The sequence below is a fragment of the Streptomyces cynarae genome (genome assembly GCF_025642135.1).
GTDB lineage: Bacteria > Actinomycetota > Actinomycetes > Streptomycetales > Streptomycetaceae > Streptomyces > Streptomyces cynarae.
In genome coordinates this window covers 7,291,375-7,311,490 of sequence record NZ_CP106793.1, presented here as the reverse complement: position 1 = coordinate 7,311,490, position 20,116 = coordinate 7,291,375, and the positions used below count along the sequence as shown (strand labels likewise).

11 protein-coding genes are annotated in these 20,116 nt (G+C 70.4%); 7 read left to right on the top strand and 4 right to left on the bottom strand.

Annotated elements, in window-relative coordinates; all coding sequences use genetic code 11:
• Positions 1-39: 39 nt before the first annotated feature.
• On the bottom strand, positions 40-945 hold the full coding sequence (locus tag N8I84_RS33055; RefSeq protein ID WP_263233093.1) for a LysR family transcriptional regulator: 906 nt from the start codon (positions 943-945) through the stop codon (positions 40-42).
• A 146-nt stretch (positions 946-1,091) separates the two neighbouring features.
• Between N8I84_RS33055 and N8I84_RS33050 the strand changes: the two genes are divergently transcribed.
• Positions 1,092-2,210 carry a PrpF domain-containing protein gene (locus N8I84_RS33050; protein ID WP_263233091.1) on the top strand — a complete coding sequence of 373 codons (1,119 nt, stop codon included), beginning with the start codon at positions 1,092-1,094 and terminating at the stop codon, positions 2,208-2,210.
• Complete coding sequence (locus N8I84_RS33045) at positions 2,207-3,604, top strand: dicarboxylate/amino acid:cation symporter (protein WP_263233089.1); 1,398 nt, start codon at positions 2,207-2,209, stop codon at positions 3,602-3,604. Before N8I84_RS33050 ends, N8I84_RS33045 begins: the two co-directional genes overlap by 4 nt.
• Positions 3,605-3,686: 82 nt before the next feature.
• On the opposite strand, the gene N8I84_RS33040 is transcribed toward N8I84_RS33045, so the two are convergent.
• The 3 genes from N8I84_RS33040 to N8I84_RS33030 form a co-directional block, all read right to left on the bottom strand.
• Positions 3,687-6,380: an RICIN domain-containing protein gene (locus N8I84_RS33040; RefSeq protein WP_263233087.1), complete on the bottom strand. Its 2,694-nt coding sequence runs from the start codon at positions 6,378-6,380 to the stop codon at positions 3,687-3,689.
• Positions 6,381-6,738: 358 nt separating this feature from the next.
• Entirely contained in the window at positions 6,739-8,739 is a 2,001-nt protein-coding gene (locus tag N8I84_RS33035; protein WP_263233085.1) for a glycoside hydrolase family 31 protein, read from the bottom strand.
• A gap of 47 nt (positions 8,740-8,786) precedes the next feature.
• Positions 8,787-11,669: a glycoside hydrolase family 3 protein gene (locus tag N8I84_RS33030; protein WP_263233084.1), complete on the bottom strand. Its 2,883-nt coding sequence runs from the start codon at positions 11,667-11,669 to the stop codon at positions 8,787-8,789.
• Positions 11,670-12,180: 511 nt separating this feature from the next.
• Between N8I84_RS33030 and N8I84_RS43215 the strand changes: the two genes are divergently transcribed.
• The 5 genes from N8I84_RS43215 to N8I84_RS33005 all read left to right on the top strand — a co-directional run bounded on the left by N8I84_RS43215 (position 12,181) and on the right by N8I84_RS33005 (position 20,010).
• Positions 12,181-12,363, top strand: coding sequence for a LacI family DNA-binding transcriptional regulator (locus N8I84_RS43215; protein ID WP_390898973.1), 183 nt, complete (start codon positions 12,181-12,183; stop codon positions 12,361-12,363).
• On the top strand, positions 12,360-14,345 hold the full coding sequence (locus N8I84_RS33020; protein ID WP_263233082.1) for a beta-galactosidase: 1,986 nt from the start codon (positions 12,360-12,362) through the stop codon (positions 14,343-14,345). The genes N8I84_RS43215 and N8I84_RS33020 overlap by 4 nt, the downstream gene beginning before the upstream one ends.
• 72 nt (positions 14,346-14,417) lie before the next feature.
• Positions 14,418-16,556, top strand: a complete 2,139-nt coding sequence (locus N8I84_RS33015) for a glycoside hydrolase family 36 protein (protein WP_263233080.1) — start codon at positions 14,418-14,420, stop codon at positions 16,554-16,556.
• 60 nt (positions 16,557-16,616) lie between these two features.
• On the top strand, positions 16,617-18,125 hold the full coding sequence (locus N8I84_RS33010) for a glycoside hydrolase family 43 protein (protein WP_263234959.1): 1,509 nt from the start codon (positions 16,617-16,619) through the stop codon (positions 18,123-18,125).
• Positions 18,126-18,255: 130 nt separating this feature from the next.
• Positions 18,256-20,010, top strand: a complete 1,755-nt coding sequence (locus tag N8I84_RS33005) for a cellulase family glycosylhydrolase (protein ID WP_263233079.1) — start codon at positions 18,256-18,258, stop codon at positions 20,008-20,010.
• Positions 20,011-20,116: the final 106 nt, after the last annotated feature.

The following is a 20,116-nucleotide window of genomic DNA, read 5'->3' as shown; positions in this document are numbered from 1 at the left end:
GAAGCGGGTGCCGTGCGACCATGCCTCCGCGAGTCACCGTCAGGGGGTTCGGGCCGCGGCGGTGGCGCGGAGGAGGCCCGCGAAGGTCACCGCGGCGGGGGTGAGCGAGTGGTCGGCCATGCGAACCAGGAGGATGCGGCGGACGGGGGCCGGCGGCTGGAGGGGCAGGACGTCGACGCCGGGTCGGATGCCCTCCAGGGCCAGGGTGGGGGCGAGGGCGACGCCGATGCCGGCGGCGACCATGGCCTGGGCTTCCTGGTAGTCGTGGGCCTCGTAGGCGATGTGGGGCTCGAAGCCGACGGCGCGGCAGCCGCGGACGAGGGCTTCGGCCACCGGGTGATGGTCGGCGCGGGTGATCCAGGGGTCGTGCGCGAAGTCGGCGAGTGAGGCGGCGTCGCGGCCGGCGAGTGGATGGCGGTCGCTGACGAGAAGGGCCGGCGGGTCATCGAGGAGGGGGGTGATGACGATGTCCTCCCGGTCGATTCGGCTCCAGTCGTAGTCCCACATCAGCGACATTTCGATCTCCCGGTTCTCCAGCATCGTCCAGAGTCCGGCGATGCGGGCGCTGCGGACGGTCAGCCGTACGTCGGGGTGGGCGTCCCTGAAGGCGATCACGGCCTGCGGGAGGAGCGAGGCGCCGACGGTGGGGAAGGTGCCGATGCGCAGTGTGCCCGCGCGCAGGCCGGCGTAGTCGGCGAGTTCGTTTTCCGCGGCCTGCAGTTCGCGTGCGATCCGTTGCCCTCGTTCGGCCAGTGCCCGTCCGGCGTCGGTGAGGGTGACGCCCCGGGCGTGGCGTTCCAGCAGGGGCTGGCCTGCCTCCGTTTCCAGGCGGCTGATCTGCTGCGACACCGCTGACGGGGTGTAGTTCAGGGCGCGGGCTGTGGCGGTCACCGAGCCGCGCCGGGCGACCTCCGTGAACAGCAGGATGCGCCGGACATCGAGCATGCCGCCACCTCCAGCGTTCACTTCACCTTAATAGCCATGCAGATTTCCGAGATTGTACTTCACGCTGGCGTAACCCACCGTGGAGGACACCACGCACGGCGAGGCCGTCGGTGGACTTCCCTTTCCACGTCTGTGAGGAGTCGGTTGTGCTGCGTCTGCAGGGCGAGATGATCCGCGGAGGAACCAGCAAGTGCTGGATCTTCGACCACCGCGACGTGGTCGCCACGGGCGTGGACGTCGATGCCGTGCTGCTCGCCGCCTTCAACGCCGCCGACCCCCGCCAGATCGACGGCGTGGGCGGCGCCTCCTCCACCACCTCCAAGGCCGCCGTCGTACAGGCGTCGGGCCGACCCGGCGTGGACGTCGAGTACGCCTTCGCACAGGTCGGGATCGGCGACGAGCGCGTGGAGTGGGCCGGCAACTGCGGCAACTGCGCCACCGCCGTGGCGCTGTACGCCCTCCACCACGATCTCGTGCCGATCGCGTCGGACACCACCACCGTCCGCATGCTCAACGTCAACACCGGGGCCCGCCTCACCGGCACGATCCCCACCCCTGCGGGCGTGGCCCCGGAGGAGGGCACGGCCGTGGTGCCGGGTACCTCGGCGCCGGGCGTGCCGGTCCTGCTCGGGTTTCAGGACCCGGCCGGCTCGACGACCGGCAGCGCTCTGCCGACCGGCCGGGCACTGGACGAGCTGACCGGCCCGGACGGTCCCGTCGAGGCATCCCTGGTGGATGCCGGCGCGCCGGCCGCGCTGTTCGAGGCCAAGGCGTTCGGTCTCGACGGCACGGAATCCCTCACCGCGTTCGCCGCCGCAGTGCCCGCGCTGACGCTGCTGCGTCGCCAGGCAGCGCTGGCCATGGGCCTGGCCCGCGAGGGCGATCCGGTCAGCCACGCGGTGCCGAAGGTGGGCATCGTGGCCCGACCTGGCCCCTATCGCACCACCCAGGGCACACTCGTCAACCAGGACGAGTACGACCTGGCCGTGCGCATGGTCTCCATGCACGCCCCGCACCCGGCGATCGGCCTGACCTCCGCCGTGGCCCTGGCCACGGCCGCCGCCACCCCTGGCACCCTCGCCCACCGCGTCGCCCGGCAGACCGCCGACGGCACGCTGCGCCTGGGCACCCCCGCCGGCGTGGTCACCACCCGAGCCGTCCCCGCACCGGACGGCGCGTCCCCCACGGTGCTGCTGCACCGCGCCGCCCGGCGTATCGCCCGAGCCGAACTCCTCGTTCCCGTCCTGGAAGGACGCCCCGCATGAGCCGCAACGACGCCGCCCCGGGTACCGTCACCGCACCACCGGGCCGCACCCGCCGGATGCTGTCCCACCTCTACGTCCAGTGCCTGATCGCCGTCCTCCTCGGCGCCGCCGTGGGCGGGCTGTGGCCGTCCGTCGGCGCCGACCTCAAGCCGCTCGGCGACGGCTTCATCGGGCTGGTGAAGATGTTCATCGCGCCGATCATCTTCTGCACGGTCGTCCACGGCATCGCCTCCATGGGCAACGCCCGCGCGGTCGGCCGCGTGAGCCTGAAGGCTCTGGTCTACTTCGAGGTGCTGACCACCGTGGCCATGGTGATCGGCCTGATCGTCGTCAACGTCGTCAAGCCGGGCAGCGGTCTGCACATCGACCTCTCGACCCTGTCCACCAAGGGCCTGCCGCCGGAGGCGACCACGGCCCACGAGGGCTTCGCCGAGTTCCTCCTCGCCATCATCCCGGCCACCCTGGTCAGCGCCCTGACCGGCAACGAGATCCTGCCGGTGCTGCTGGTGTCGGTACTGTTCGGCTTCGGCCTGCACGCCGGCGGGGAGGCCGGCCTGGGCATCGCCCGGGGCATCGAGAAGTTCTCCACGGTCCTGTTCACGCTCATCCGCTGGGTCATGCGGCTGGCCCCCGTCGGCGCGTTCGGCTCGATGGCCTTCACCATCGGCAAGTACGGCCTGGGCACCCTGCGCCACCTGGGCCTGCTGGTCGGCTCGTTCTGGCTGACCGCCCTCTTCTTCGTCCTGGTCGTCCTCGGGACCGTGATGCGCCTGAACGGACTGCGGCTGCTGCCCTTCTTGCGCTACATCAAGGAAGAGCTGCTGATCGTCCTGGGCACCTCCTCCACCGAGCCCGTCCTGCCGCGCATGATGGCCAAGCTCCAGCACGTGGGCGCCTCGAAACCGGTCGTCGGCATCACGCTGCCCGCCGGGTACTCATTCAACCTCGACGGCACCGCCATCTACCTGACCATGGGCTCGGTCTTCCTCGCGCAGGCCCTAGGCATCGACCTCAGCCTCACCCAGCAGCTGACCATGCTCGCCGTCATGCTGCTCACCTCCAAGGGCGCCGCAGGCGTCACCGGCTCCGGCTTCATCGCCCTGGCCGCCACTCTCAGCGCCGTCCCGCACGTCCCGGTCGCCGCCCTCGCGCTGATCTTCGGCATCGACCGGTTCATGTCCGAAGCCCGCGCCCTGACCAGTCTGGTCGGCAACGGTGTCGCCACCCTGGCCGTCGCCCGCTGGGAGGGCGAGCTCGACGAGGACCGCGCCAAGGCCGTCCTGCGCGGCGAGCTTCCCTACGCGCCTGCCCCCGCTCCTTCCGCGGTGCCGGCCGAGACCGGTCCGAAGGAGACACCCGCACCGACCCGCGACCCCGTCCCCGCCGCACGCTGACGTCGCAAGGGCGGGCCGGTCCGGAGCGTCTGCTCCGGACCGGCCCGCCTGGCCGCTGCCTCCGTCCTGTCGGATCACCTTGTCACTGGATCGTCCACGTCTGGTTGGGCTGGTTCAGCGCCATCCACTCGTCGATGGCGGCACCGCTGGTCGTCGAGTTGCCGCCGACCTCCATGACCTGCCCGGTCTCGAAGTTGCGGATGACCCACCCGCTGCCGGCCGGTTCGAAGTACCAGAGCTGGTTGTTGCCGCCGTTCCAGGTCCACTGGTCCAGCGCCGTTCCCCTCCTGTGATTCCCGTTGGGCACGTCGAGGACCTTGCCGCTGTTCCGATTGACGATCTTGTAGAGCTGGCCGGTGACCTGCACGATGTTCCACTGCTGGTTGGCGCCGCTGTTGCTCGGCCACTGGATGACGGATGCGCCGTCGGTGGTCTGGCCTTGGTACACGTCGGCCAGCTGGCCGCTGTTGACGTTCTTGAGCGTGTAGTACGTCGACGGGTTGACGTTCGGCGTGCCGACCGAGTCCTCCAGTGCACCGTTCGCCTGCTGCACGCTGAAGTCGGCGATGAAGAAGTAGGCGCCGTCGGTCTTGGCCACCCGGATGTACCGGAACCTCTGACGTACGTCGATGTTCCCCGTGAGCGTGGAACCGAGCGGCAGGGTCGTGGCGCCCTGGCGTCCCACCACGCTGTAGGTGGCGAACGTGGGGTCGTTGGAGGCCCGTATCTCGAAGTTGCTGCGTGTCTCGGGCTGGTCGATGTCCTGGCGGGTGGTGAAGGAGTACTGCCCCAGCTCGTACGCCTGTCCAAGGTCGACCTGCCACCACGCCGAGGAGTCGGTGCCGGTGGGCGACCAGCCGGTCGAGGCGTTGTTGTCGTCGGCCTTGTCCGGGGTCCAGCTGGAGCCGGTGACGGAGGAGGCGGAGGCAGGCTTGCCGTAGGCGAGGTTGAGCTTCGCCGCCAGCCCCTGGTATGCGGGCTCGAGGCCCGAGGCTTCCATGACCGAGGTGCCGGTCGTGGAGTTGCCGGACAGGGTGACGCTGGATCCGTTGCGGTTCTGGTTGATGAAGCCGTCGGTGTGCGACAGGACGTTGTTCGAGACCGTCAGGTCGTCCGACCCCTCGTCCAGGTAGATGCCGGCCACCGCCGAACCGCACGCCGCGGGGCCCCGCGTGACGTCGTGGATGTAGTTGTTGCCGATCACCGTGCCCGGGTCGTTCGACAGGTGGTAGATGCCGGCGGTGTCGCACAGCCGGTTCAGCACATTGCCGATCCGGTTGTAGCTGATGGTGTTGTTGCCCTCGGCGTTGGCCGCGGACTCCCAGCCCCATCCCAGGGAGATGCCGGCCCATGGGGCGTCGGTGATGTCGTTGTGGTTGATCGTGGTGCCGTTGACGAAGCCCGCGTTGATGCCGGCCGTGCCCAGGTAGTCCTCACCGATCCGGGTGATCAGGTTGTCGGTGACCGTGACGCCCTTGACGACCTCCCGGGGGTCCTCGCCGGCCGGGGAGGTCGGAGGGTTGTAGATGGTGTGCATCTCCACGGTGGGGTCGGAGAACTTGCCCACCATGATCCCGTTGCCCGAGACGTCGTGGATGAGGTTGCCGGTCACGCTGCTGTTGTGGACCCCGTGGTGCAGGTCGAGAGCAGTCGCGCCCATCTGGGTGAAGGTGTTGCCGGTGAACGAGACGCTGTCGGCGTCGGCGACGTAGACGCCGGCGGGAGGACGGTTGACGTACTGGTTGTTGTTCGCGTCGGCGGAGATGTTGTAATTGCCGCCCTGGGCGTTGAGCAGGCCGTTGTCGGTCGCTTCCATCCAGGTGGTCTGGGCGAAGGTGATGCCGGAGAACCGCAGGTTGTGAGCCGGGCTGTCGAGGCTGGTGCCCTGGACGTCGAAGAGTGTCCGGAGGGTCGGGGCCTGCACGAGGGCCGTCGACATGTCCTCCCCGGAGCGGGGCTTGTAGTACACCTTCTGGGCGGTGGTGTCGACGTAGAACTCGCCCGGTTCGTTGAGGAACTCGTGGGCGTTCTCGAAGTGGAAGGGCGATCCGTTGGCCAGGATCGGGTACGGGCGCGGGAACAGGATGCCCGCTTCGTGGTTCTGGATCGAGACGTTGGCCGTGCTGCCCGAGGTGGTGTACGACTTCAGGCGCAGGTAGCTCTCAGCCCACTGCAGTTCCAGGTTCATCTCGACCTGGCTGAAGTTGCCCCAGTTGGAGATCTGCGAGCTGAGAACCTTCAGCAGCTGGTTGGTCTTGTCGCTGCCCTGCAGCTGGAAGTCCGACCCGAGGTCGGGGTAGCGGGCACGGGTGGCGCGCACCCCGTTGACGTACATCTGCCGGAAGTTGAAGGTGCCCACCGGCGCCTGGTACTCGCCGTTGCCGACGGCGGTCCAACCGCTGATGGTCCTGCCGCTGGTCACGACGGGCGTCTCGCCGTTGTACGCCTGGTAGACCACGTTGTGGCCGTTGGTTCCGGAGTCGCCGGTGCCGAACGTGATCGGGCCGGCGAGGGTGTAGGTGCCTCCGCGCAGGTTCACCACGATGTCGTCGGACATGTTCGTGTCGATGGCGCGGACCGCGGCCTGGGCCGCCTGGATCGTCTTGAAGGCCGCGGCGGTGCTGGTACCCGAGTTGCTGTCACTGCCGTTGACGGGGTCGACGTAGAAGTTCGTCGTAGCCGCGTTGGCGGTCTGGGCGGGCAGCACGGTCGCGCAGACGACGACCACCGCCGCGAATGCCGCCCTCAGCCCCGCGCCGATGCGTAGGGGTCTCATATGTGGCGTCCCTCCATGGAGCCCCGCTGTATTATGAGTTGTATTTATCGAGGCAGGGGCGCGACGGTGTCAAGACGATGGGCAGCGCAATATTTTTCCTGACGCAACACGGAGAACAGGCTGCCACCACGGAGGGAACTGCGCCTCCGCCCACTCCAAGAGACATCAGCAGGTAGAGACGCCGCCTTGGATGACGGAGACCGATTTGAACGTATTGCACCCCGACCGCTCACGCACACGTCGCACGCAACGGCAGCATCCCAGATCGGCACACACGACCCGGAGATGAGTAGTACTCATTTTGATTGCAACTGGCTTTGAAGGCCGGGTTCCGGGACTCCTCACGTCGGCGCACACGTCAGTACACCTGCGTCCCGGCAAGACGTGACCCGGCGCGGACGAAGACGGGTATGCGCTCCAGCGGAGCGGCGACGGGCAGCGTCTTGCCGCCCTCGTGTTCCGTCCCGGTCGCGGTGTCGATCCAGCGGGCCCCGTGCGGCAGATGGACGGTCCGCTCGCGGGCGCCCGCCTCGATCACCGGTGCGACGAGCAGGTCGGGGCCGAGCATGTACTGGTCGTCGACGTCCCAGGCGGTCTCGTCGTCGGGGAAGTCGAAGAACAGCGGGCGCATGGGCGGGGCACCGGTGCGGTGGGCGGTCTCGGCGAGCCCATGGAGGTAGGGGCGCAGGCGTTCGCGCAGCAGGAGGTGGTCACGCAGGACCGGGTAGGCCTGCTCGCCGTACGACCAGACCTCGTTGGGGCCGCCGCTCATCCGCGCGCTGAAGGGCTGGTTCGGTTCGCGGTCGCCGTGCAGGCGCATGACCGGGCTGAACGTGCCGTACTGGAACCAGCGGATGAGCAGTTCCCGGTACCCCGGGTCGTCCGGGTTGCCGCCCAGGAAGCCGCCGATGTCGGTGTGCCACCAGGGGATGCCGCTCATGGCGACGTTGAGACCCGTGCGGACCTGGGCGGCCAGGGAGTCGAAGGTGGGCAGGATGTCCCCGGACCACAGCGCGACTCCGTGGCGCTGGCTGCCGGCCCAGGCCGAGCGGATCAGGCTCAGCGGCCGGTCGTCGCCGGTTGCGCGCAGTCCGTCGGCGACGGTGCGCGCATGCTCGTGGCCGTATGCGTTGCCGACCTGCGGACCCGGTCCGGCGTGGTAGACGGCTCGCGGCGCGAGGCTCGGCGGCAGGTCGGGTTCGCAGGCGTCGAACCAGAAGGCGGAGACGCCCAGTTGTGCGTAGTTGGCGCGGAGTTGCTCCCACAGCAGTTGCCGGGCGCGGGGGTGCGTCGCATCGTAGTACGCCATCGGCAGGTAGCGCTGGTCACCGCCGCGCGCCGGCCAGTGGTGGCGCAGCAGGCCGCCGTGGCTGTCGCGGACCAGGCCGCCGCAGGCGCGCAGGGCCTCGTAGTTGGCGCTGTCGTCCTGCAGGGTGGGCCAGACGGACACGACGAGCCGTACGCCGAGGGAGTCCAGCTCCTTGGTCATGGCAGCGGGGTCGGGCCAGTCCTCGGGGTCGAAGGACCAGTCGCCCATGCGTGTCCAGTGGAAGAAGTCGCAGACGATGACGGACAGCGGCAGGCCACGGCGGTGGTGTTCGCGGGCGACGCCGAGGAGTTCGTCCTGCGTGCGGTAGCGCAGCTTGGACTGCCAGAAGCCGCTCGCCCAGTCGGGCAGCAGGGGTGGGTGGCCGGTGGCGTCGGCGTAGGCGGCCATGATCTCGGCGGGTGTGTCGCCCGCGACGATCCAGTAGTCGACCTGGCGGGTCTGCTCGGCGACCCAGCGGGTGGCGTCCGCGGCGAGTTCGACGCGGCCGGTGGCGGGATTGTTCCACAGCAGTCCGTAGCCACGGGAGGAGTGCAGGAAGGGGATCGAGACGACGGTGTTGCGCTGGACCAGGTCGATGACGCGGCCCTTGTGGTCCAGGCTGCCGTGCGGCTGCTGGCCCAGGCCGTGGATGCGCTCGCCGTCGTAGCCTTCGAAGGTCTGCTCGGCGGTGTAGGTGCCGTCGCCGCGCGGGGTGTGGACGCGGGGGCCGGGACAGCCGTGGTACGGCCGCTTCTCGGCCAGCAGTTCGCGGGCCTCGTGCCCCTCCCCGGTACGCAGGAAGCGCAGTCGCCCGTGCCCGTCGGCCTCTACGGTGATGCGTCCGTTGACCAGGCGGGCTGTACCGTCCTCGCGGACGTGCGCCTCGGCCTTCCCCGCGCCCGGCACCGGCAGGTCGAGCGCCCAGCTCGGCCCGTCGTCGATGGTGTCGGCCGCCGCGCGTACCCGGACCGCGTGCAGGCCCCAGGGTTCGACGCGCAGCACCTCCCCCTGGGTGCGGCGCTCGATCCCGGCTTCGACGTGCTGGTACATGGGCGCGCGGTCCTTCCGATGAGGCATGCGGTTCGGTCCTGGGTCTCTCAGAGGGCTCCGGCCTCGACGTGCGGGTCGTCGGCGGGCGAGTCGAAGCGGAAGGAGGCGAGGCGGAAGGCGCCGTGCAGGGTCAGCCGCAGGTCGTGGACACCGTCGCCGGGGGCCGCGGTGTCGGCGGTTGCCGTGGTCCACGTGTAGCGGCTGCCCGTGACCGGTACGGCGATCTCCGTCAGAAGCCGGTCGCCGGCCCGGACCTCAAGGCGTGCTTCACCCGGCCCGGTGTCCTCGCACGCGACCTCCGCCTGGAAGCGGGCGGCCCCGGACAGGTCGACGGAGCGGAACAGCAGGGTCGCGGGGCGTGCGGGATCGGCCGGCGTGACCGCGTCGCCGGCGGTGCGGGTGGCGTCGACGAGGGTGACGTCCGTGTAGTCGTCGAAGTCGACGGCCAGGGTGCGCCGGTCGACGAGCGCGCGGGGCGCGGGTGGCGCGCCCGTCACCGTCAACGGTGCGGTGAGGGTGACGTGTTCCGCGGAACGGGCGACGAGGACCTCGTAGGCGCCGGGGTCCACGGTGAAGGTTCGTGTGGCGACGTCCCAGTGAGCGAGCTGTTCGGCGGGCAGCCGGAAGGCCAGCTGCCGGTTCTCGCCTGCTTCGAGCCGCACCTTGCGGAAGTCGGCGAGCTTCAGCCGGGGTGCCTCATAGCGGGCGTCCAGGGCACGGACGTACAGCTGGACCACCTCGCTTCCGGACCGCATTCCGGTGTTGGAGAGCGTCACCGTGACGTCGAGCGTGCCGTCCTGCGCCATCGTCGCCGTGGACAGCCGCAGGTCGTCGTGGGCGAAGTCGGTGTAGGACAGGCCGTGGCCGAACGGGTACAGGGGTGCCGTGCGGTGGTACTGGTAGGTCCAGCCCGCCTTGATGACGTCGTAGTCGAGGGGGTGCGGGAGCTCGTCGTCGCCCCGGTACCAGGTCTGCGGCAGCCGGCCCGCGGGGTCGGCCTCGCCGAGCAGTACGGCGGCCAGTGCCCGGCCTGTCTCCTGCCCGCCGTGGGACGTCCACACCACGGCGGGCAGGTGCTCGTCGGCCCAGTCGAGGGCGTAGGGGTAACTGCTCATGACGACCAGCGCCGTCTCCGGGCGGACCGCGGCGACCGCGCGCAGCAGCGCCTCCTGGGTCTCGGGCAGTGCGGTGCCCGAACGGTCCTCGGTCTCGCGGCCGTTGATGAGCGGGTGGTTGCCGAGGACGACGACCGCCACGTCGGCCGCCTCGGCGACGGCCTGGGCCTCGGCCGCGCCGTCCCGCAGCAGCTCCCGCTGCCAGCGTTCGGCGGCCTGCGGGGTCTCGGCGGTGACGCGGACGCGGCCGTCGGCGGGATCGACGGCCGCGTACCGGCCGGTGAAGACGTTGCGCAGAAGCACGATGTCGGCGTCGCCGGCCGGATCGGGCTCCAGGAAGAAAGTCTCGTTGATGAACCAGGTCTTGATGACCTCGTGGTCCGCGACGAGCGAGTCGTCGTCCTTGCGCGTGAGGTAGCGGCCGGTTGCGGTGTCGCGCAGGGTCAGGACACCGTTTCCCCACTCGGAGACGTCGAACGCGGTCCCGCCCAACGGGTCGCCCGTGGTGCGGGAACGCAGCGCGATCCGGTCGGCGCCCTCCACGGTGACGACGTCGCCGCCGCCTTCACCGAGCGCCGCGCGCAGCCCGGAGGCGATGCCGACCTGGTAGGGCAGGGTGCCGCTGTACCAGTCCTCGTACAGGACGTCGGCGAGCGGGCCGATGACGGCGATCCGCGGTGCGCGGTCCGCCTCGAGGGGCAGCAGGCCGTCGTTCCTGAGCAGCACCACCGAGTCGGTCGCGGCGCGCAGGGCGAGGGCGCGGTGCTCGGCGCAGTCGATCACCTCCGGACCGATGCCGGTGTACGGGTCGAGGTCCGCGTCGAACTCGCCGAGCCGGAAGCGGAGTTGCAGCTGGCGCCGTACCGCGCGGTCGATGTCCGCCTCGTCGATCAGGCCGCGCTCCAGAGCCTCGCGCAGTCGCCCGATCACGGTCGCGCTGTCCTCGTTCTGGTCGGTGAAACTGTCGATGCCGGCTTTCAGTGCCGCGGCGTGGCCCGAGGCGTGGTCGTCGAAGTAGTGCTCCTGATCGACCAGGTTGGACGGCGCCTCGGCGTCGCTGACGACGAACAGCTCATGTCCGGTGGACAGGGCCCAGCTGCGCAGTTCGGTCTCGATGAGCGGGCTGACGTGGCAGGGACGGCCGTTGACCAGGTTGTAGGCGGCCATCGCGCCGGTCGCCGCGCCCGAGGCGACGACGGGCCGGAAGGCGGCCAGGTCGTACTCCTGCAGGACGCGGGGGCGCAGGCCGGAGGAGGTGACGCAGCGGTCGTCCTCGTTGTTGTAGGCGAGGAAGTGCTTGAGCACCGCGGCCGCGCGCAGGTAGGTGGGGTGGCCGCCGGCCAGGCCCGCGCAGTAGGCCGTGCCCAGCCGCGCGGTGTGTACCGGGTCCTCGGAGTAGCCCTCCTCGTTGCGCCCCCATCGCGGGTCGCGCAGCAGGTTCACCACGGGGGCCCAGGCCTGGAGGCTGTTGGTGCCGATGCCGTTCGCCGTCGGGCGGTGGTGGTGGAAGGCGCGCAGTTCGGTGGAGACGGCCTCGGCGACCTGGTGGACCAGGTCCTCGTCCCAGGTCGCGCCCAGTCCCACGGCCTGCGGGAAGACCGTCGCCTCGCCGAGCCAGGACACGCCGTGCAGCGCCTCCGTGCCGGTGCGGAACGCGGCGATGCCGAGGCGCTCGACGGCCGGCGCGTACTGGTGCAGCAGCGCGATCCGCTCGTCGAGCGTGAGCCGGCCGAGCAGGTCGTCGACGCGCTTGTCGATCGGCAGCGCCGGGTCGCGGAACGGAAGCCGGGCGGCGGGCAGGGAGGGAGAACCCACGAGGAAGACCCCTAAGCAGGCTGGTTGCGGGCTGTCGAAGCGCTTCGACGCTCCCACCCGCTGCCGCAGACTGTCAACGACCTAGGCCAAAAGAAATTTCCTTGATGCCGCCCCTCTTGTTTCGCAGGAAAGGCCTCATTAACGTTTCGCCGCCAGGTGAAGCGCTTCGACAGTCGAAGAGGAAGGGTCGCCGCCTTGAGCAACGAGTTGAACCGCGGACGCCTCGTCGGCAAAGCAGTGTCAGCTCCTGCTTCGGCTCTGCCAACACACAGACGGCCCCGCTGTCGCTGCAGATGGCGGTGGTCGTCCTGACGCTCGTACCGCTGCTGATCGTCCACCCGTTCTTGCAGGCACTTCCGCACCGGTGTGCTCGCGGGCGCGATCAAGGGGGGAACCGGTCGCCCGCCCGCACCCCCGCCCTTTGACCGGGAGCGGCTCCCCCCGCCCATTCCCCGCTGCTGGAGCGGAGCCGCTCCCTCACCACCGTCTGGAAGGACACGGAGACACCAGCATGGTGACCATCGCCGACGTGGCCGGACACGCGGGTGTCTCGTCCAGCACGGTCAGCTACGCGCTCAACAGCAAGCGCCCCGTCTCCGCCTTCTCCGGACCGGCACAGGAACTCGGCGTGACGGTACGTGAGAGCAGTCGCCCAGCAGTTGCCAAGTCCCTTCGCTCCGAGGACCAGTCATGACCACCCGCAGCCTGACCGACCGCCTGGGCGGCCTCGCCTTCGGCGGCGACTACAACCCCGAACAGTGGGACGAGCCTGTGTGGAAGGAGGACGACGAGCTGATGCGCCGGGCCAGGGTCAACCTCGCCACGGTCGGCGTCTTCTCCTGGGCCATGCTGGAACCGGAGGAGGGCCGCTACGACTTCGCCTGGCTGGACGCCCACATCGACCGCCTGCACGCGAACGGCGTGGCCGTCGACCTCGCCACCCCCACCGCCTCCCCGCCCCCCTGGTTCACCCTGGCCCACCCCGACGCGCTGCCGGTCACCCCCGACGGCACCCGCCTCACCCACGGCAGCCGCGACACCTACTGCCTCACCGCGCCCGCCTACCGCAGCGCGGCCCGCCGCATCGCCTCCGCCCTGGCCGAACGATACGGCGACCACCCCGCCCTCGCGCTGTGGCACGTCCACAACGAGTACGCCACGCTCTGCTACTGCGACCACACCGCCGCGGCCTTCCGGGTGTGGCTGCGCGCCCGCCACGGCTCACTGGACGCCCTCAACGACGCTTGGGGGACGGCCTTCTGGAGCCAGCGCTACACCTCCTGGGAGCAAGTGCTGCCGCCGCGTACGACGCAGTGGCACAAGAACCCAGGCCAGGCACTGGACTTCCGCCGCTTCTGGTCCGACGAGATCATCGCCGCCTACCGCGAGCAGCGCGACGCCATCCGCGCGCACAGCGACCGGCCGGTGACGACCAACCTGATGCTCCCCGCCTACCAGAACATCGATCTGTGGGCCCTCGCCCGGGAGCTCGACGTGGTCAGCTCGGACCAGTACCCCGGCTCACCCGGCGTGGACGCCGCCGCCGACGCCGCCTTCCACGCCGACCGCACCCGCTCCCTGGCCGGCGGCCGCCCCTGGCTGCTGATGGAACAGGGCACCAATACCGTCTACGACCGCGACCGGGTCCTCGCCAAGGAGCCCGGGGACATCCTGCGCCACACCCTCGGCCACATCGGGCGCGGTTCGGAGGGCGCCCTCTTCTTCCAGTGGCGGCAGTCCCGGGCCGGCGCCGAGACGTGGCACTCGGCGATGGTCCCGCACACGGGGCCGGACAGCCGCATCTTCCGTGAGGTCACACAGGTCGGCGAGGCGGTCGCCCGGCTCGGCGAGCTGGCGGGATCGACGGTCACCGCCCCGGTGGCCGTCCTGCACGACTCGGACGCCTGGTGGGCGCTCGGCGTGGACGGCCTCCCCTCGGCGGACCTCGACTACCACGCGACACTCGGCCGGGCTCACCGGGCACTGTGGGACGCCGGAGTCACGGTCGACTTCGCCCACCCCGAACACGAATTGGGCCGCTACGCGCTCGTCATCGCGCCGGCCCTGTTCCTCCTCTCCGACGCGAGCGCCGAGAACCTGCGCCGTTACGTCGCCGACGGCGGAACCCTCCTCGTCCAGCACGCGAACGGATACGTCGACGACCGCATGCACGCCAGGCTCGGCGGCTACCCCGCCGCCCCCCTCCGCGAGGCGCTGGGCATCCGCGTCGAGGAGTACCGGCCGCTGCGGCGGGACGAGCGGATCACCCTGTCGGACGGATCGCAGGGCACCGTCTGGAGCGAGTCGCTGCGCTGCGAAGGCGCGGAGACGCTCGCCGCCTACACCCACGGCATGCTCGCCGGCAGCCCGGCGCTGACCCGTCACCGCTTCGGCACCGGGCAGAGCTGGTACCTGTCCACCCGTCTCGACGACGCCGACCACGCCGCCCTGGTCCGCCGTCTGCTCGACGAGGCCGGCATCGAGCCGGAGCTGCCCGGTCTGCCGCCCGGTGTCGAAGCCGTCGCGCGGCACGCGCCCGACGGCCGCCGCTGGCGCGTCCTGATCAACCACCGCCCCGAAACCGTGCCCCTGCCCGAGCCCGCCCACGACCTGCTCACGCGCAGCACGCCGTCCGAACTGCCGCCCGGCGGCTGCGCGGTGCTCCGCACGGCCTGACTCCCTGCCCGAGTCCGTCCCTTACCGCTGGGGCCTGCCCCCGCGCGTCTCACTCCCACCAGAAAGGCCACCATGACCAGCGCACCGCAGACCCTCCGCTGGGGCCACGCGGCCCTCGAGGTCGAGATCGACATCGGCGAGGACGGCACCGTCCGCCTCACCCGCATAGGCCTCCCCGGCGGGACACCACCCGAGCGGCGTTCCTGGCCTCCGCTGCCCCTGCTGGAGGTGACGGCCGCGGGGCACGGCCGTGCCTGGTCGAGCGGGCGTCTGATCGACTCGTACGTCGGCGGACGGCTGCGCCACCGCGCTCACCGTGTGACCCGCGACGGCGACTGGCATGTGCTGACCGTCGAACTCCGCGACCCTGAGACCGGGCTCGTCGCGGAGGTGACCTACCGCTCGCCGGACCGGGTGTCCGCGCTGCGCAGCGAGGTGGTCCTGCGCAACGACGGGGAGGCCACACTGCACCTGGAGTCGGTCTCCTCCCTCGTCGTGGGCTGCCTCGCGGACGGTCCGGAAGCCATCGGCGGCGCGGATCTGCTCTGGGCGGAGAACGACTGGGTCGCCGAATGCCGCTGGCAGCGCCGACCGATGCGGGTGACCTCGCCGGTGCTGAGCGACCGCGTCGTCTACGACAACGGCAAGGGCGAGTTCACGCTGACCGGGCGGGGCGTGTGGTCCAGCTGCGGCCGCCTGCCCATGGGCGGCCTCACCGACCGTCACTCGGGCCGCACCTGGCTGTGGCAGATCGAGCACAACGGCGGCGGCTGGCACTGGGAGTGCGGTGAACGCGACGAGCTCGCCTACCTGGCCCTGTTCGGCCCCACCGACACCCATCACGGCTGGCGCCATCCCCTGGAACCCGGCGGCGAGTTCCGCACCGTACCCGTCGCCCTCGCCTTCAGCGCCGACGGCGGCCCGGACAACGCGTTCGCCGCACTCACCCGTTACCGCCGTGCGATCCGCCGCCCGCACCCCGACCACCAGCAGCTCCCCGTCATCTTCAACGACTACATGAACTGCCTGATGGGCGACCCCACCACCGAGAAGCTGCTGCCGCTGGTCGACGCGGCGGCCGAGGCGGGCGCGGAGTACTTCGTCATCGACGCCGGCTGGTACGACGGCGAGAACGGCGGCTGGTGGGACAGCGTCGGCGTCTGGGAGCCGGCCGCCTCCCGTTTCCCCGGGGAGCGCGGGATCCACGAGGTGCTGGACCGCATCCGGGAGCGCGGCATGGTGCCCGGCCTGTGGTTGGAGCCGGAGGTGATCGGCGTACGCAGCCCCATGGCCAAGGCCCTGCCGGACGAGGCGTTCTTCCGCCGCGACGGCGTCCGCGTCACGGATACCGGCCGCCACCACCTGGACCTGCGCCATCCGGCCGCGCGCGCCCACCTGGACCAGGTCGTGGACCGCCTGGTCGGCGAGTGGGGCGTCGGCTACCTCAAGCTCGACCACAACATCGACCCCGGCTCCGGCACCAGCGCCCACCCCGGCGAGACCCCGGGCGCCGGCCTGCTCGGCCACAACCGCGCCCACCTCGACTGGCTCGACGGCATCCTGGACCGCTACCCGCACCTGGTGGTCGAGAACTGCTCCTCCGGCGGCATGCGGTGGGACCACGCACTGCTGTCGCGGCTGCAACTGCAGTCCACCAGCGACCAGCAGAACCTCCAGCTGTACGCACCGATCGCCGCCTCCGCGCCCACCGCCGTCACCCCCGAGCAGGGCGCCGTCTGGGCCTACCCGCTGCCGGAGGACTCCCTCGACGAGGTCGCCTTCACCATGGCCAACGCACTCCTCGGCCGCATCCACCTCTCCGGCCTGCTCCCGGACCTGCGGCCCGACGCCCGCGCCTTGGTCCACGAGGCCGTCACTGTCTACAAGGCCATCCGTGCCGACCTCCCTCAGGCCGTCCCCGCGTGGCCGCTCGGCCTGCCTGCCTGGGACGACCCGTGGCTCGCGGTGGCCCTGCGCACCCCGGCCACCACCTACCTCACCGTCTGGCGCCGCCCCGGCGCCGAGTCCACCATGGCTCTCCCCCTGCCTCACCTCCGCGACTCCGCCGCTCGCGTCGACGTCCTCTACCCCACCGCGAGCCAGGCCGTCGCCGCCTGGAACCCCGACACCGCCGACCTCACGCTGACGCTGCCCACAGCTCCGTCCGCCGTGCTGCTCCGCCTCACCCACACGGTGCCGCACGCACTCTGAGTCGCCCGGTGCCACATGACAACGATTCGATGATTCAAAGGACTTGACGGTATGCCAGACATGTCAGAAATGCAGCAGGACGCCGCCGTGACCAACCCCGTGGTACCCGGCTTCCACCCCGACCCCAGCGTCTGCCGCGTCGGAGACGACTACTACCTCGTCTGCTCCAGCTTCGAGTACTTCCCCGGCATCCCCGTCTTCCACAGCCGCGACCTGGTGAACTGGACGCAGATCGGCAACGCCCTGGACCGGCCGGCCCAACTCCGTCTCACCGCCGACACGCGGTCCTCGGGTGGCATCTACGCCCCCACGCTGCGCCACCACGACGGACGCTTCTGGCTGATCGTCACCAACGTGACCGAGGGCGCCGGCAACATGCTGTTCACAGCCACCGACCCGGCCGGGCCCTGGTCCGACCCGGTCCGACTGCCCGAGGTGAAGGGCATCGACCCGGATCTCGCCTGGGACGAGGACGGCACCTGCTGGTGCACGGTCGCCGGGGGCTCACAGGTCCGTATCGACCCGTACACCGGGGAGACGTTCGGGCCGCCGCACAAGGTCTGGGCCGGCACCCCCGGCGCCCAGGCTCCGGAGGCACCACATCTGTACCGCATCGGCGAGTACTGGTACCTGCTCATCGCCGAGGGCGGCACCGAGCGCGGCCACGCCGTCTCGATCGCCCGCGGGCGCACGCCCACCGGCCCGTTCGAGCCGTGCCCGACCAACCCGGTCCTCACCCACCGCGGCACCCACCGCCCCATCCAGAACACCGGTCACGCGGACCTGGTCCAGGGGCCCGACGGTTCGTGGTGGATGGTGTTGCTCGGCGTCCGGCCGCGTGGTGGCACGCCGGGCTGGCACGTGCTGGGCCGTGAGACCTTCCTGGCACCGGTGACCTGGGTGGACGGCTGGCCCGTCGTCGGCGAGGTGACCCCCGAACTGCCCGCGCCCGCCTGGCCGCTCGTCCCCGGCCCCGCCGAGGCCCCCCGGGACGACTTCGACCTCAGCGAGCTGCGGCCGCAGTGGATCTCCGTGCGCGACCGTCCGGAGGAGCACTGCACCACCAAGGAGCGGGCCGGATGGCTGACGCTCCGCGCCCGTGGCGCCTCACTGGACGAGCCGGACGTCGTGTTCGTCGGCCGCCGCCAGCAGCACCTGACCTGCCAGGTACGCGCATGCGTCGATCCGGCGGAAGGGCGCGGCGGCCTGGCCGTCCGGCTGGACGAGGAACACCACTACGAGGTCGAGGCGTCCGACGGGGAGGTGCGGGTGCTGGCCCGTGTCGGCACGCTGCGCACCGTCGTGGGATCCCGGTCCGTGCCCGCCGGGCCCGTGGTCCTCGGCGTCGGGATCTCCGGCACCCCACCGCGGGACTCCCGCACCGGGCCCGACACCGTCACGCTCGGCATCGAGGAGCCGGACGGCACGTTCACCGTGCTCGGCACGCTCGACGGCCGCTATCTGTCGACGGAGGTGGCCGGCGGATTCACCGGCCGGGTCATCGGCCTGTACGCCGCGGCCGGGACGGTCCACTTCGACTGGTTCGACTACGAGCCGCTCGGCCTCTGAAGCGGCGCCGCGAGCCGAGGCACCACGTCGCCTTCCGAAGACGACCCGCCCTCCCCCTCTACTGCCTGCCGCTCCATCCCCCACACACACACGGGCGGAACCCCGCTCGGCCAACACAGAGAGGTCAGAGATGAAGGGAACGCACCACCCCACCGGCCGGCGCAGAAGCGGCCTGGGCCGGCTGCTCGGCCTGCTGCTGGCGCTGGTCACCGCGATAGGGCTGACCGGCACCACCGCGTTCGCCGTACCGTCCCACAAGGACCCGTCCGCGGCGACGAAGAACATCGAGCTCAGTCCGATGAGCGCGGTGGCCGCAATGCAGCCCAGCTGGAACCTGGGCAACACCCTGGACGCCATCCCCGACGAGACGTCCTGGGGCAACCCACCGGCCACCAAGGCGCTGTTCGACACCATCAAGTCCCAGGGCTTCCGCAGCGTCCGCATCCCCGTCACCTGGAGCGGCCACCAGTCCTCCACCGCCCCCTACGCGATCGACGCGACATGGATGAGCCGCGTCAAGCAGGTGGTCGACTGGGCCCTGTCCGACGGTCTCTACGTCGTGATCAACGTCCATCACGATTCGTGGCAGTGGATCGCCGACATGCCCACCAACCACGACAACGTCCTGGCCCGCTTCAAGGCCACGTGGACCCAGATCGCGGCCGAGTTCAAGGACTCACCGAAGAGCCTCCTCTTCGAGAGCAACAACGAGCCGCAGTTCAACAACACCACCGACGCCCAGGGCATCCAGTACAACGACGAACTGAACACCGCGTTCCACACCGTGGTGCGGCAGTCCGGCGGCAACAACGCGACCCGTCTGCTCGTCCTGCCCAGCCTGCACACCAATTCCGGCCAGGTCTTCCTGGACGCCCTGGTGAGCGAGATGAAGTCGCTGAACGACCCCAACCTCGTGGCCACCGTGCACTACTACAGCTGGTACCCGTTCAGCGTGAACATCGCCGGCGGCACCCAGTTTGACGCCACCGCGCAGAAGGACATGACCGACAACTTCGCCCGGATCCGCGACACCCTCGTCTCCAAGGGAATCCCCGTCTACATGGGCGAGTACGGCCTGTTGAAGTACCCCGATTACCTCCAACCCGCGCCGCGTGTCGAACGTGGCGAGGCACTGAAGTACTTCGAGATGTTCGGCTACGAGGCCCGCATCTCAGGGGTGACCACGGCCTTGTGGGACGCGTACAACTTCCTGAACCGCTCCACGCTGCAGTGGCGTGAGCCCGAGCTGATCGACCAGATCAAGTCGAGCTGGACCACCCGCTCGGGGACCGCCTCCTCGGACCGTGTCTTCCTGGCGAAGTCGAGTGCGATCACCGCCAGGACACTCACCCTCAACCCGAACGGCACCAACTTCGAGGGTGTTTGGCAGGGCAGCACAAAGCTCGTCCGGGACCGGGACTACACCGTCTCCGGCAACCAGCTCACGCTCACCGCCACCGCGCTGACCCGGCTCGCGGGCGACCGCGCCTACGGGATCAATGCGACGATCGAGGCCCGCTTCTCCCGGGGCCTGCCCTGGAAGATCTTCGTGACCACGTATGACAGGCCGGTGCTCTCCAACGCGACCGGCGACACCAGCGGTCTCACCATCCCCACCCAGTACCGCGGTGACCAGCTGGCCACCATGGAGGCCAGGTACGCCGACGGCAGCAACGCCGGCCCGGTCAACTGGACTCCCTACCAGGAGTTCAACGCCTCGTTCAGCCCCGACTACCCCAACAACGGTCTCCTCCTCACCTCGGACTTCCTCAACGCGCTGCGTGACGACACCCAGGCGACGCTCGTCTTCCACTTCTGGAGCGGCGCCACCGTGACGTACCGCGTGACGAAGAACGGAGGCTCGGTGACGGGAACCGTCGCCTGACCTTCCTCGCCCCGGGTGTCCCCTGGCACCCGGGGCTCTCGTCCTGTCCGGTCAGCCCTTCGGCGGGTCCGTGCTCTCCCGGATGGTGAACGTGGTCGCTGTTCAG